General features: G+C 63.0%; 11 protein-coding genes. 3 read left to right on the top strand and 8 right to left on the bottom strand.

The window, feature by feature from the left end; all coding sequences use genetic code 11:
* Positions 1 to 85: 85 nt before the first annotated feature.
* The 3 genes from ABL840_RS04455 (at position 86) to ABL840_RS04465 (ending at position 3,634) form a co-directional block, all read left to right on the top strand.
* Positions 86 to 769, top strand: a complete 684-nt coding sequence (locus ABL840_RS04455; protein ID WP_093299893.1) for a heavy metal response regulator transcription factor — start codon at positions 86 to 88, stop codon at positions 767 to 769.
* Positions 766 to 2,181, top strand: coding sequence for a heavy metal sensor histidine kinase (locus ABL840_RS04460; RefSeq protein ID WP_228121901.1), 1,416 nt, complete (start codon positions 766 to 768; stop codon positions 2,179 to 2,181). The genes ABL840_RS04455 and ABL840_RS04460 overlap by 4 nt, the downstream gene beginning before the upstream one ends.
* Before the next feature lie 190 nt (positions 2,182 to 2,371).
* Positions 2,372 to 3,634, top strand: coding sequence for a type II restriction endonuclease (locus ABL840_RS04465; RefSeq protein WP_093298990.1), 1,263 nt, complete (start codon positions 2,372 to 2,374; stop codon positions 3,632 to 3,634).
* 76 nt (positions 3,635 to 3,710) lie between these two features.
* On the opposite strand, the gene ABL840_RS04470 is transcribed toward ABL840_RS04465, so the two are convergent.
* From ABL840_RS04470 to ABL840_RS04505, 8 genes are all read right to left on the bottom strand, one after another.
* Positions 3,711 to 4,040 (bottom strand): four-helix bundle copper-binding protein, encoded by a 330-nt coding sequence (locus ABL840_RS04470; protein WP_093298992.1) that lies wholly within the window; start codon positions 4,038 to 4,040, stop codon positions 3,711 to 3,713.
* A gap of 138 nt (positions 4,041 to 4,178) precedes the next feature.
* Positions 4,179 to 4,517 carry a hypothetical protein gene (locus ABL840_RS04475; protein ID WP_093298995.1) on the bottom strand — a complete coding sequence of 113 codons (339 nt, stop codon included), beginning with the start codon at positions 4,515 to 4,517 and terminating at the stop codon, positions 4,179 to 4,181.
* A gap of 226 nt (positions 4,518 to 4,743) precedes the next feature.
* Entirely contained in the window at positions 4,744 to 7,281 is a 2,538-nt protein-coding gene (locus ABL840_RS04480) for an NAD-dependent epimerase/dehydratase family protein (protein WP_093298999.1), read from the bottom strand.
* Positions 7,282 to 7,284: 3 nt separating this feature from the next.
* The gene (locus ABL840_RS04485; RefSeq protein WP_093299001.1) at positions 7,285 to 8,277 is read right to left on the bottom strand and encodes an SDR family oxidoreductase; all 993 of its coding nucleotides are present in this window, start codon (positions 8,275 to 8,277) and stop codon (positions 7,285 to 7,287) included.
* A complete protein-coding gene (locus ABL840_RS04490) occupies positions 8,274 to 10,115 on the bottom strand; it encodes a glycoside hydrolase family 15 protein (protein WP_176947363.1) in 1,842 nt (613 codons plus the stop codon). Before ABL840_RS04490 ends, ABL840_RS04485 begins: the two co-directional genes overlap by 4 nt.
* A gap of 40 nt (positions 10,116 to 10,155) precedes the next feature.
* Positions 10,156 to 10,692 carry a c-type cytochrome gene (locus ABL840_RS04495; protein WP_093299006.1) on the bottom strand — a complete coding sequence of 179 codons (537 nt, stop codon included), beginning with the start codon at positions 10,690 to 10,692 and terminating at the stop codon, positions 10,156 to 10,158.
* 12 nt (positions 10,693 to 10,704) lie between these two features.
* The gene (locus ABL840_RS04500; protein WP_228121900.1) at positions 10,705 to 11,784 is read right to left on the bottom strand and encodes a copper resistance protein B; all 1,080 of its coding nucleotides are present in this window, start codon (positions 11,782 to 11,784) and stop codon (positions 10,705 to 10,707) included.
* Entirely contained in the window at positions 11,781 to 13,592 is a 1,812-nt protein-coding gene (locus ABL840_RS04505) for a copper resistance system multicopper oxidase (RefSeq protein ID WP_093299010.1), read from the bottom strand. The genes ABL840_RS04500 and ABL840_RS04505 overlap by 4 nt, the downstream gene beginning before the upstream one ends.
* Positions 13,593 to 14,122 lie beyond the last annotated feature (530 nt).

Here is a 14,122-nt window from a genome sequence, read left to right on the forward strand (position 1 = left end):
CTAGGAAGCCAGTCCGCCAATCACCCGCCACGTGGATTACAAAGAAGTAATCCACGCCCGCGACCCACCGCCGTAGCATTTGGCAATGCGCATACTGGTCATCGAAGACGAACACAAATTGGGCGACTACCTCGTCAAGGGCCTCACCGAGAGCGGCTTCGTGGTAGACCTCGCGCGCTCCGGCCTTGAGGGGCGCAGCCTCGCCTTGGATGGCGACTACGATCTGCTGGTGCTGGATGTGATGCTGCCGGGAATCGACGGATTCGCCGTGCTGGAGGCCGTGCGCAAGATCAAGTCCGTGCCGGTGCTGATGCTCACGGCCCGCGACGAAGTCGCCGATCGCGTGCGTGGACTTCAAAGCGGTGCGGACGACTATCTTGCCAAGCCCTTTGCGTTTTCCGAACTGCTTGCCCGCATCCAGGCGCTGTTGCGCCGCGGCAAGCTGCACGAGGTGTCCAACTATGCGCTGAAGGACTTGCACCTGGATGTGGTCGCACGCAGGGCCTCCCGCAATGGGCAGCGGCTTGATCTCACCGCCAAGGAGTTCGCACTGTTGACCTTGCTCATGCGCCGTCGGGGCAACGTGCTGTCACGCACCCAGTTGGCCGAGCAGGTGTGGGACATCAATTTCGACAGCGACACCAACATCGTGGAAGTCGCCATCCGGCGGCTGCGCAGCAAGATCGACGATCCTTTCGAAGAGAAGCTGCTGCACACGGTGCGCGGCATGGGGTACGTGCTGGAGAGTCGGCAAGGCGGCATGTCGTGAGCCCCGCCAAGACCGTTGTGAAAGGGCCGGGCACGGCCGCCGACGTTACGGCAGTCTCCCCAGAGGGACGTGCGCAGCCCGTCACCGCGCATGCGCAGGACACAGGGTCCATCCAGGCCGCGCTGTCGCGTTGGTTTGCAGCGCAGGCCCTGATCGGTCTCAGTTTGGTGTGTGTGGCGATCTATGCCGTCACCGCGTGGAGCTTCCAGGTCAAGCAGGCCAGCGAATTCGAGCGCCAGTCCGAGCTCATCAAGCACCTGATCCAGGAGTCGCGCGATGACCCGGGGCGCGACGGACTGCGCCACAAGCTCGATGACTTCTTCTCGACCCACGCGGAGATCAGTCTCGTGTTGCGCCGCGGCAACGAGATCATCTATTCGTCCACGCCGGCTCGGGCTTCGGGACGTTGGCTGTGGATGCCCACGCAGGAGCAGCCGATGCCGTCGGGAGACGCCGCGATGCATCTGCAGCTCGGCATCGATGTCCAGGAGGATGCCAAGCTCCTGGCCCGCCTGGCCTGGACGCTCGTGGGCGCGGTCGTCCTTGGCTCAGTGGTCATCTCACTGACCGGTGCGTTGCTGGTGCATCGGGGGATGCAACCGCTGCAGAAGCTCGTTCGGCAGACTGCCGCGACCGGTCCAGAGTATCCGGGGCGGCGCATCGATCCCGCCCCGTATGCCTCAGAGATCACGCCGTGGGTGGCTCAATTCAATGCGGTGCTCGATCGCGCCGAACAGGCCTACCACCAACTGGAGTCTTTCAACGCGGATGTAGCGCACGAACTGCGCACGCCGCTGGCCAACCTGATCGGAATGGTCGAAGTCGAGTTGGCTCGACCGCGATCAATCGAGGAACTGCGAGACGCGTTGTTGTCGGCGCTGGAAGAGGCGAGACGCGTCTCGGCGATCGTGATCGACATGCTCTTCCTGTCGAAGGCGGACCGCGGTACGGCGGCGCGCCGATCCGCGCCGGTCAGTCTGGTCGACCAAGTGCGAACGGTGCTGGATTTTCACGAGGCCACGTTGGAAGATGCAGGATTGAAGGTGCATGTGAGCGGCGATGCGCACATCGGCATCGATGCCGGGCTGGTGCGCCGCGCCCTGTCGAACCTGCTGAGTAATGCGAGCCGCTATGCGACGCCCGGCTCCATGATCGCGGTAGTGATCGACACCCAGCCCGACGGCGTCTGGGTCAAGGTTGCCAACCGCGGCGAGCCGGTCCCGGACGACGTCCTTCCCAATCTGTTCAAACGGTTCTTCCGGGCAGAGCGGTCTCGCACCGACTCGTCCGAACACCATGGGCTGGGCTTGGCGATCGTGGCCGCCATCGCACGAATGCATGGCGGCCAAACCCGCGCTACCTCGCGCTCGGGTGTCACTGAGATCAGCTTTTCGATAGCGCCGGAAACTTGATAGGCGTTGCTCGGCATGCCGCGCACTTCGCGTAGGGACAAGGGGCCGGCCATGCCCCATGCGACCCCATTGCTGGATTCGGCTGCGAGTCGGCTCGCCAGGGATTCTTGCGCGAAACGCTGACTTGACCAGATCGACTCGTGCTTCAATCGACGGTGTCGCGCCTTGCGCATTTCAATCCTCTGCGCCCATGTCCATTGGTCTTGAAGTTCTCATTGGTCACTGGAAGACCGATTCATTGAGCACCTACAACTCCTGGTTTCTATGGGACGAGCGGCTAAAGAATTTCCGCTCCATCCGCCGGGGCCTGGCCCAGGTGGTCAAGGACATCGATGCAGGGACATTCGGCAGCGCGTTTCGCGGCTCCTCGCTCGAAACCGTCGTCGGCTCGGTGGCGGAGCAACGCCAGATCTTCAAGGGCGCCGACCACGCGTTTCTCTGGAAGCCGAAGCTGCGCATTCCCGACATCTACGAGAACGATGCCAATCAGCGTGCCTTTGCCCGACTGCTGCATGCCTGCGACTGCTGCGACAACGCCGAGGAGGTGGTCGAGGCCATCCGCCGCATTGACGCGCATCGGATCAAGGGCCTTGGGCCGGCTGTGGCGAACCTGCTGTACTTCGTTCATCCCACGATCGTGATGCCTTTCAACACGGCGATCGTGAAAGGCTACAACGCCGTCACGGGCAGCAACGTCAAGCTTGGCAAGTGGGACCACTACCTTTCCATGCGCGAGGGCTGCCTTCGGCTGAACGCGCAGCACCGCCGGCTGCTGTCCAACGACATGGGCGCACTGGCCGGATTGCTCTTCGACATCGGCTCGGGCCGGTACGCGCCGCCGCCGCGCAGCGATGATGTCGCGGCCATTCAGGGCTGGGAGGCCGACCTCGAGAAGGTTCGCGAAGATTCAGCGGCCGCTCACAAGCGTTGGGCCGCAGATCGAGAGAGCGAGGCGACCCACACGCAAATTCAAGGATGGCTGCGCGATCTGGGCAAGTCGCTCGGCTTCGGCGTCTGGATCGCTTCGAACGACCAGGGACGCGGCTATGCGGGGGGTCGGCTCGGCGACGGTTGCTTGACGCAATTGCCCGCGGGCGCCCAGCCCGGCCTGGACTCGGTGCGGTTGATCGACGTCATCTGGGCGGAGTCCGACGGCTCGAAGATCGCCGCGGCTTTCGAGGTGGAGCATTCGACCTCCATCTACTCAGGCATCGTGCGGATGCTAGACCTCGCGCTGGGCACCGAACTGGGCAAGGGCGTCTCGATGTTTCTCGTGGCACCTGATGCACGCCGCGAGGATGTCCGGCTGCAGCTGCGCCGCCCGGCATTCTCGCGCGTCGCCGAACTCGGCATCCGTTATCTGCCCTACAGCGAGCTTGGAGCGCACCGCGAAGCGATTGGACGGTTCGGTTCGGGCTTGAAGCCGCTGAGCGAGATCTCTCATTCGCTGTGACCCAAACCCATGGTGACGAGGAGAGCCGCGCGCCGCTTCGCCAAGAGCGCGGCCCGCTGCGCAAGTCCAACGATCATCAATGCGCCATGGCCCGACATGCAGCAGCGCAATCCTTGCAGGCCTTGGCGCACGCCTTGCAGTGAGCCATCTGGTGCTTCTCGCACTCTGCACCGCATGCGTCGCAGATGTCCGCGCACAGTGCGCATATGGCCTTGGCATGTTCACTGCCGCGGGCCATTGCGGCCGCAGCAAACTGGCAGGCAGCGGCGCAATCGATGTCAAGGGCGATGCACCTTGCCATCATCTTGACGTTGTCTTCTTTCAGGCACGCGGACGCGCAATGATTGCAGGCAGTGGCGCAGCCGTTGCAGGCTTCGATGCATGCGGTATAGCTCTCATGTGACATTGTCGACTCCTTTGAAGTGAATGCCGGTGACCCGGCGACAAATGGGCTGCCGTGGCTCGACAGCCCTGAACCATCTGCTGCCGCCCCCCTCCAGGACCTTGGTCGTTGCGAAGCCCGACAGCATGGATTTCATGGTGGTTACTTCGGGGTGCCGCCTTGACCGGGATCGCGGTGCGGACGCGCCTCCCGAGCGGCGGCTCTTCCCTGGCCCGTGGCCTCGGGCCGCGTCGTCTTCTTCACGCCCGAGCCTTCGCCCTCGGCGGTGCTGCCATCCTTGATCGGTTTGGTTCCCGTCGGCTTCGCGCTCTTCTTGGCTTCGGCTGCGATCTGCGGCTTCGTGTTCGTCTGCGGGACGGCCTCGGACGTGTGGTTTTGCGCAATGGCAGTGCCCGAGAACAGAACGGCAGCGCTGAATCCGATGAGCGTGCTCTTGAGAGTGAAGGTTTTGCGTTGAGGGATCGTGTTCTGGTTCGTCATGAAAAGCTCCTTGGGTCGTTGCCGGCGTTCCGGCGAAAAGGACATTTGTCCCGTCAGGCCCCCTGTGGGGACAGCTGTCGCACCCACTGTAGGAAGCGGCTTTGGCGAAAGCCGGACGCGGGCATTACAGTTGCGTAATCCAATCTCCCGCGCGATTGCCAGATGAGCTGTTCGAACTCTGTCGGCGAGAGCCTTCGCAACCGCCATCAGCGCGGCGCGCCTGCACCTACAGGACCCAGCGATCCCAGCTGCCATAGTGTTCCTTGCTGCGTCGTCCCCGCGGGAGGCTGAGCGCGACCACCGCAACTCCGAAAGCGACGCTTCCTGCGGAGGCGGCAACCGACGCTCCGTCCAAGACCCATGGCGCGGCAACGAGCCAAAGACCCAGCGCAACATTGATGAAGCGCAGCAGCCGACCTACCTCCGCCATGGCCGAGATCGCCACCGTGATGATGAGCGCGCCAACCAGGTGATCGCTGTTGGCCATGGGCGGCTCGGAACCGAACATCAAACGCGTGAACATCAATCCTGCGCCGAGCAGCGCACAGGCGGCGAGTGTCCAAGGCACTTGCACGCCGCGCAGGGCAGATGCGACTGTCTTGATCAGCGGCGCGTCGAAATCGGGCTGTCGATCCTGCTTGCTCCCGGGAGAGGGGCCACCCATGAAAAATATGCGCCGGAACGGGTCGCCGCGGCGATGGCCTTGGACGAGAAACTGTCCCATCGCAACGAGTTCGTCGAGGGTATAGGGGATCATGATGACCATCGCGAGCGCCGCGACCAGGCATAAGGCGCACCAGGTGCCGAGCATGATCGGCTGGATGATGATGAAGTAGATGCTGACCACCCCCAGCGGGACCACCACCACACCGAACGCCGCGACCATCCACGGCATCGTTCGCCAGCGCTGCCGCCCGCCCATGACGCCCATCAGGACTTCCAGCAGATAGCTCACTGCGCCGAGCCCGCCATCAGCAATCGGCCACGCCTTGGACACGTCGGACGTGATGATCGCTTCGGTTCCGTTGCGCCCTGCCGTGCCTGAGAAAAAAGGGTCCCAGACGCCAGCGATGTGGCCGAGCTGGTAGGCGGTGAGCTGGCGTGCAATGACGAAGCCGATGAATGCCAGCGCCACGATCGGCAGGCGTTGCAGATAAGTCGATGGCGAATAGGACCAGCCTGCCGGCATGTCGGACTGGTCCATCATCGACTCCATGCTCATCCCCGGCATCATGGGAACGAGAATGGCGAAGCTGATCACGAGCACCCCGACCAAGGTGTCGTTGTTGTAGATCGCGGCGCTCGGCGACCAAAACACAAGCGGCGCGAACAGCAGCCAGACGCCGACGGCCGCATTGGCCCACTGCGCCCACGAAAATTTTTGCGACAGAGACATCGCGCCGAACAGGATGATCAGTGCGCCGCAGACGACATCGCTCCATCCGAGCCAAGCCATGCGCTGCGCCGGATCGGCCAGGCCGCGCTCGGCGGTCACTTGCCAGATCATGTGGCCGAAGGCTTGAGCATCAAAAGCGTCGAACGCGAACGCACTGCTTATGAGCCATCCGCCAAGCAGCATGTTGAAGAAATGGACCCACAGCATGTCAAAGTGCATGCGTCGCATCTGCTGTTGATGTTCCCGCATGCTGTCATGGTGGGTTTCGGTCTTTGCGTCGCCCTGGCCGAGAACGGCAGGTGCGCGGTCTGCGACCACGGACGCATTCAGCTTGTTGCTGTGATACCAGGCAGGCGGATCGGACTTCAAGGCCTCGACAATCTTCGGCAGCACATCCATCACCGCATGTCGAGGCCGCCAGCCGAGCAGCTTCCTCGCGCGAGAAATGTCGACCTCGTAATGGTCGCCCGCGATCTCGACCATCCAGGACCGGATGAACGGATCCTCGCCCAGGACCTTGTCCTCAAGCTCGACGCCCATGCGCGCGATTCCCTCGGGAACTTCCTTTGTAGCCCATGCTTCGCCGTGCACCAGGCGGCCAATGGCCTGTTGCAGGTCTCGGAACGAAGGTGTCCTCGGCTCTGCCAGCAACACGGGCAACTCGGGTGGCAGTTCGTGGCGGCGTTCGACGATCCGTTTCAGCGCATCGACCAGATCGTTCAAGTGCAAGAACGGCTGGCCCGCATCAAGGTTGCCCGGATAGACGCGGCTGTTGAGCTTGCGCTCGTAGATGCGGGCGATCTGGTGGGCCAGAAAGACCGCGTGTCCCTTGTCGTCATAGACGCCGGCGGGTCGAACGAAGACGGCGGGAATCTTGCCGCGTTCCTCGCGGATCAACTTTTCGGTCTTGATCTTCGATTCTCGATACGGCAGCTTCGGCTCGACCGGCCAGTCCTCATCGATCGGTTGACCCGGCCGCCCGGGTGCATGGACGAGCAGCGTGCTGGCGAACACGAACTGCTCAACCTCGAAAGCCTGCAGTTCGCGCAGCAGCCGCTGCGTGCCGCCCACGGTCACGCACTCGTAGTCGGGATGAGGGACACCTTCGAGGTCGAAATAGGCCGCCAGATGAATCACCGACGCGACCCGGCCGCCAAAATCGGCGCGCACGCGCGCCAGAGCATCTCGTACGCTGGCGTCGGAAGCAAGGTCGATATCCACGACCTTGGCGCCGGCGCCAAGGTCGGGAGGGCCCGGGCGATCCAGCGCGACGACGGTATAGAGCTTCGCGAGTCGAGCCACCACCGCGCGCCCGACGAAGCCACTGGCGCCGGTCACGAGCACGAGGCCTTTGGCATTTCTATTCATTGATCAGTTGCTCCAGCGCGCCAAAAAGATGACCGCGACCGCCAGCGCCGCCGCGAACGCCGTCAGCGTCCAGCGTTGCTTCGAGCACCACCATTGCACGCTGGCGCCGCGTGCCTGGGCATCGAAGCGTCCGTGGGCTGCGAAAGGACCTGCCACGGGCGTGAACAGGTTGTCCGGCCGGCCGGGCTGCGCCGGCTCCAGCGTCATCTGGGAGTCATACGCCTGCCGGGCCGCCAACCGATCACCGATGCCAGGCACGATGCGACTTGAAAGAATGGCCTTCGCGGCCGGCCAGCCGACCCACACTTCGCGCCGACGATGGGTGGCGGCCCAGACGATGGCGTCGGCTGCCAACTCGGGCTGAAAAATCGGCGGCACGGGCTGAACGCGCCGCGGCAGCTTGCTTCGCACCCATTCGAACTGCGGCGTGTTGAACGCGGACAACTGCACCATCGTGAGCCGCACTTTCGAGCCGTCGCGGATCAGTTCGCAGCGCAGCGAATCCGTGAATCCGCGGATGGCGGCCTTTGCGGCGCAGTAGGCCGACTGCAGCGGGATCGAACGATAAGCAAGGGCCGACCCCGTCTGGACGATGCAGCCGTCATTGCGCGGATGCATGCGCCTGAGCGCGGCGAGCGTGCCATGGACCGCACCGAGGTATGTCACCTCCGTCACACGCCTGAACTCCTCGGGCGTCGTCTCCAGCACCGGCGCAAAAACCGTCGTAGCCGAGTTGTTGACCCAGATGGAGATCACACCCAGCTCGCGCTCGATGCGGTCGGCGGCAGCCTCCACCTGCGCGGCATCCGCCATGTCGGTGGCGATTCCAAGGACGGTCGATCCGGTTGCGCGCAGTTCGGCACACGCGGATTGCAGGCGCCCCTCGTCGCGCGCAAGGATCGCGACCCAGTCGCCCCGGCGCGCGAATGCAAGCGCGGTTGCCCGTCCGACGCCGGCGGTTCCCCCGCTGATGACAACAACAAGGGGGCCGTTCATTCCTGCGCTCCTCGCATCTGCCTGCGCTGCGCGGCACCGATCGCCAGTGCCGATTCGATCAGCGCCAAATGAGTGAAGCCCTGGGGGTAGTTGCCGAGCAACTGGCCGGTCAACGGATCGATTTCCTCGGAAAGAAGACCGAGATCGCTGCTGAAGGAGACGATGTGTTCAAACAGCATGCATGCCTCGTCGACCCGAGCCTGCAGTGCGAGGTTATCGACCATCCAGAAGCTGCACATCGCAAGCGCCGCCTCTCCGCCTGCGACGCCGTCGTTTCCGCCGTAGCGGTACACCAGTCCGTGGTTCATGAGCCGATGGCGAATGCTTTCCACGGTGTTGGCCATCCGCTCGTCACCGGCCGGAAGGAAGCCTACGAGCGGGATCAGCAGCGCGCTCGCATCGAGTTCGGCGCTGCCGAAGGCCTGGGTGAACGCCTGTGCTCTCGCGTCGTAGCCATGCTCCAGGATTGCCTGGCGCACCGCATCGCGCTCAGCCCTCCAGCCATCCACGTTGCCTTCGAGCGCGGCCGTGGCCGCAAGTCGAACGGCTCGATCCAGAGCGACCCAACACATCAGTTTCGATGAGACAAAGTGTTGTGGCGGCCCGCGGCTTTCCCAGAAGCCCTGGTCAGGCTCACGCCAGTGCGCAGCCGCCTCATCCGCCAACCTCGCAAGCACGTGCCGCAGGCCCGAACTCAACGACATGCGCATGCCCTCATGGCACACCAGAACCGCATCCAGGACGTGACCGTAGGCGTCGAGCTGTTTCTGCTGCGCCGCTGCGTTGCCGATGCGTACCGGTTGGGAACCGCGGTATCCCTCCAGGTGCTCCAGTTCCTGCTCAGGAAGGTCTCGACCGCCGTCGATCCGATACATGATCTGGATCGCATCGCATTCCCCTTGGCATAACTCTTCCAGCCAACGAAAGAAATCCATCGCGGCTTCGTGGTAGCCGACGGCCATCAGCGCGCGCAACACCAGCGCCGAATCGCGCAGCCAGCAAAATCGATAGTCCCAGTTGCGTGCGCCGCCGACGAGCTCCGGCAGCGAGGCCGTAGGAGCCGCTACCAGTGCTCCGGTCGGGCCGAATGTCAGAAGCTTGAGCACGCGCGCGCTGATGCGAACCTGCGCTTGATAGGGCCCTTCGTAGGTATAGAGCCGGTCCCATTCCGCCCAATGACGTCGCGTTTCCTCGAGCAGCACCTCGGGATCGCCCGCGGGCGGAGGAGCCTGAAGCGTCATGGCGTCGACCTGCGACACAATGAGCCAGGCCCGCTCACCGGTGCGAACAGAAAGCCGCGCCTGCGCTATGTCGCCGCGCAGGCGGCATTCGATGACAGGCATGCTTTCCAATAACAGGTGCTGCCCGCCGCCGGTGACATGCCAGCCAAGCGCGCTTTGGTTCCAATGCGCGGCCTGCCGTGCGAAGTCGAATGTCGGTCTTAGCGCTACCTCCAGCTCAACATCACCGCCGAGGCCGTCGATGCACCGCAGCAACCGGTGGCAGTGGGCTTTATCGATCCCGATCCGACTGGTGGCCAAGCGTTCGCTGTGCATGAAATCGGTCACGCGAACGGCACCACCCGCAGTCGAAAACTCCGTTTCGAGTGCCGCACCGTTCGCTGCATAGCGCCGTGTGCTCCGGTGAGCGCCAGCGGGCGCGAGTTTGAAATAACCACCGAGCTGGGCATCCAGCAGCCGACAGAAGACCGCTGGACTGTCGAATTGCGGCAGGCAGCACCAATCAATCGCACCGTCGCGTCCGATCAACGCGGCCGAATGCGTGTTGCCGATCAGCGCATAGTCGGAGATGGGTTGATATGCTTGATGTGTCTTCACGTTGTACTCATCCGAGCAGACGGCGCTTGGTCCACCCTTTTTAGTTCGCATCGTGATGGAACGCGCCGTCGGAGCTCAGTTCATCGAACTGCTTTGCCGACAGTTTCGGCATGCGCTGCATGAAGGCCACGATGGCCCAGAGTGTTTGATCGTCGTGGGTGAGGCCCCACGCCGGCATTCCAGACATCTTGATGCCGTACTTGACGATCCAGAAGGATTCCGCCGGATCGTGCACGCCATGGCGTGCGAGATCCGGTGGGCGCGGGTTGAGTCCTCGACGCAGCTCTGTGTTTTCTATCCCCGGTGCCAGGTGACAGCTCGCACACATTTCCCTGTATTGCTTTGCGCCAAGGGCGACCATCTGCGGTGACTCGAGGTCTGGCACAGCGATCCTTCGCGCGCGCGCAGAGACCGAGCGCTCGCGCATTGAAGTCAGGGCGGAAGCGACAGGCCGGGAGTGCGCCTCGTCCGCCGCGACGTTGTACCCTCCCGTCCACCAAACAGCCGCAAGTCCTGCAGCGGCAATCACGATCACAGCAGCCGCTCCGGCAAGCATCGTTGAGATCCGTTTCGACATGGGATGCTCCTGTCAAAACCACAATCTCACGCCGGCCACGATTTGCGTGTCTCGAACGCGTTCGCCAGCCTGTCTTGCGTAAGCCGCTGTGTTCCCGAACTTCTTCGACCAAGTCACGCCGATGAAGGGAGCGAGCTGCCTCGTCACCTCGTAGCGCAGACGAACACCCAGTTCCATGTCGGAGAGTCCCGACCCAATGCCGCGCTGCGGATCGCTCTTGCTATAAAAGTTGGCTTCGAGCTTGGGTTGGAGGATCCACTTCTGCGTCAGGAGGAGGTCATAGCGCAGTTCGAGACGTGCGGCGAGCGCGCCGCCTGAACCCACATAGGCTGTTGCTTCGGTTTCGAACCAGTACGGAGCAAGGCCTTGCACACCGAACGCCAGCCAGCTGCGCGAGCGTCCGCCACCCCCATTGTCGTGCCGCAAGCCCAACTGCGTGCTCCAGAACGTGGCGATGGCATGGTCCCAGAGTGCTTCGGTGCGAAAGGCGTCAAGGCGGCCCGCGCGGCGTTCACCTTCAGCCTTGATCCAAAGCTTGTTGTAGTCGCCCCCGTACCAGGCTTCGACGTTGAGGTTCTGGCCACGAGCATCTCTGCCCTTTGCATATTCCAACTCGTTGACCAGGATCCGCCCGAAGCGCTCGTCATCCGCCATGTCCATTCCGGGCATGGCCATCTTCGGCATCCCCTCAGCATGGGCGTCTGGGTTGCGGGCATCGGGAGGGGGGGTGCCACCTTGCATCGGGCCCATGCCGGGCATGGAGCCCATGTTCATTCCGGGCATGTCCTTCATGTCGGAGCTTCCGCCTTTCATTCCGGGCATTCCCTGCACCTGTCCGAGATCCATAGGCGCTGCGGTGGATCGAGGATTGTTCTTCTCGGTTAGCTCTTTTGACGGTGACGTCGGCGCGACCTTGTTGGATGCACCTCCCTTCGACGTGGGATCGGACATGTTCGCGCCCATCCCCGGCATGTCGTCCATGCGCTTGGACGCATCGCTCTGGGCAATCGCAGAAACTGTGAAGCCGAGTAGAAAAGATGCGGTTGCGACTGCAATGCTGCTGCGCGCAAGTTTGAGCTGAAGCGGGTTCATGACACATGCACCTCGCGAAACATGCCTGCTTCCATGTGGTACAGCATATGACAGTGATAAGCCCAACGCCCCATCGCATCCGCGGTCACCCGGTAGGTCACGCGCTGCGCGGGCTGGACGTTGATCGTGTGTTTGCGAGCCAGAAACTCGCCAGTGGGAGATTCCAGTTCACCCCACATCCCGTGCAGGTGAATCGGGTGATTCATCATCGTGTCGTTGACGAGCACCAATCGAAGCCGCTCGCCGAAACGGAAGTGCACGGGCTTCGATTCGGAAAACTTCTGACCGTCGAAAGACCACATGAATCGCTCCATGTTGCCGGTGAGGTGCAACTCGATGTCACGGCCAGGCTCCCGGCTGTCGATCGGTCCGCCGATCGTGTGGAGATCGGCATAGGTCAAGACGCGTCTTCCGTTGTCCCGCAGATTGATGCCCGGGTCGTCGAGGTTGGTACGCGGCATGTCGACGTGCATGTCCACGCCGGGCCCGTACTCCGTACGGGCGTGGCGCACGCGCGGCGGTTTCATGGCGGGCTTCGCGCTACCCTCTGTCCCCATTCCGGCCATGCTCGAGTGGTCCATGCCTTGCATGTTCTCCATCTCCTGCATTCCATCCATCTCGCCCTTGCCCTTGGACCCGCCCATGCTCCCCATCACGCCCATGGCGCCCATCATGTCGGTCATGGTCAACCACTGAGGTTTGCCCACCTCAGGTACCGGCGCCTGCATCCCGGCGCGAGGCGCAAGCGTGCCGCGGACGAAATTGGTTCGGTCGATCGATTGAGCGAAAAGGGTGTAGGGCCTGTCGTCGGTTGGTTCGACGACCACGTCGTAGGTTTCGGCAACGGAGATCCGGAATTCATCCACCGTCACCGGATGGACGTCCTGACCATCTGCAGCGACGACGGTCATCTTCAGTCCCGGTATGCGGACATCGAAGATGGTGGTTGCCGACCCGTTGATGAACCGAATCCGCACCTTCTCGCGGGGTTGAAACGCGCCAGTCCAGTTGTGATCCGCGGTCTTGCCATTGAGAAGATAGCGCGCGGCGCTACGCAGTTGAGCCGTGCCGGTCAAATCACCGAGGTCGGTTGGGACCATGCGCATGCGGTTCCACATCTTTCGCTTTTCGAGCGCGCCTTGGATACCCATCTGGGCGATGTCTCGCTTGAAGTCGCCAACCGTCGGTTGGTTGAAATTGAAGAACCCGCTCATGACCTTCAGCTTTCGGAAGATCTCTTCGGGCACGCCATCCGTCCAGTCCGAAAGCAGCACCACATGCTCGCGGTCGGTTCTGAAGCGAGGGCCATCGCGCGGGTCGATCACGATGGGCCCATACAGACCCGTTTGCTCTTGGAATCGGGAGTGACTGTGGTACCAGTAAGTGCCGCTCTGCTTGACTGGGAAGCGATAGACGAAAGTTTCGCCGGGTGCGATGCCGTTGAAACTCAGGCCAGGCACGCCGTCCATGGCCGCAGGGACCAGGATGCCATGCCAGTGAATCGAGCTCGCGACCGGTAGTCGGTTGGTCACGCGCAGCGTGACCGTATCCCCCTCGCGCCATCTGAGCGTCGGCGCCGGAATCTGGCCATTGACAGTCGTGGCGATGCGGGCTTGTCCTGTGAGATTGACGGGCGTCTGCGCTATTTCGAGATCGAACTCCGTTCCACGCAATTCCGTGAGTTCGGTTTGCCCTGCCGCCGCGGCCCAGGACAACGAAGAAGGCAATGTCAACCCACCGAGCGCCCCGAAAGAGCCCAGACCCATCACGAATTTGCGCCGATCGGCGCCGTTTGAAGTCGGCTTCATGGTGCGCCCCTTCTCGTCTCGAGACGTCTTGAGCGAGCAGCGCCGGCGAGCGCGTCCAGGCCGATTGAGCGTGGCCGATCGGGTGATCGGATCTCAGGCGCGCAACGAAACTGAACACTGCTTGGAACAGTACGCATGCGCGTGGGCTTGCTCTTTGGACGTGTTGATGAATAGGGCATGGAGTCCTCGAAGTTTCATGGCTGGGATGCGTCATGCCCCTCCCGAGTTGGGAGGGCGGCTACCGGCGATACGAAGCACTTGCGCCCGACGTCAATGTCGAGGGCGAGCGGGTTCTTCAGGCCCGAGGCGGGCGTTCGAGGAGGAGCGGAAAGAGGGTTGTCGGTCGCACGTGGGGCTCTGCCAGATCCGCTGCCGGCAGATGCTCAGTGCGAACTACGGAGGTATCAGCCACCAATGCCACCGCGTGGCAGGCTCCGCAGGTCCCGCATTTGTGTGCAACGCCTGAGCCATCGGGGTGTCCAGCGCTTTCATCGTCCGTCCCCTGGAGGTGGTCGGCATCGGAAGCGGCG

The organism is Variovorax sp. NFACC27 (genome assembly GCF_048301545.1).
GTDB lineage: Bacteria > Pseudomonadota > Gammaproteobacteria > Burkholderiales > Burkholderiaceae_C > Variovorax > Variovorax gossypii.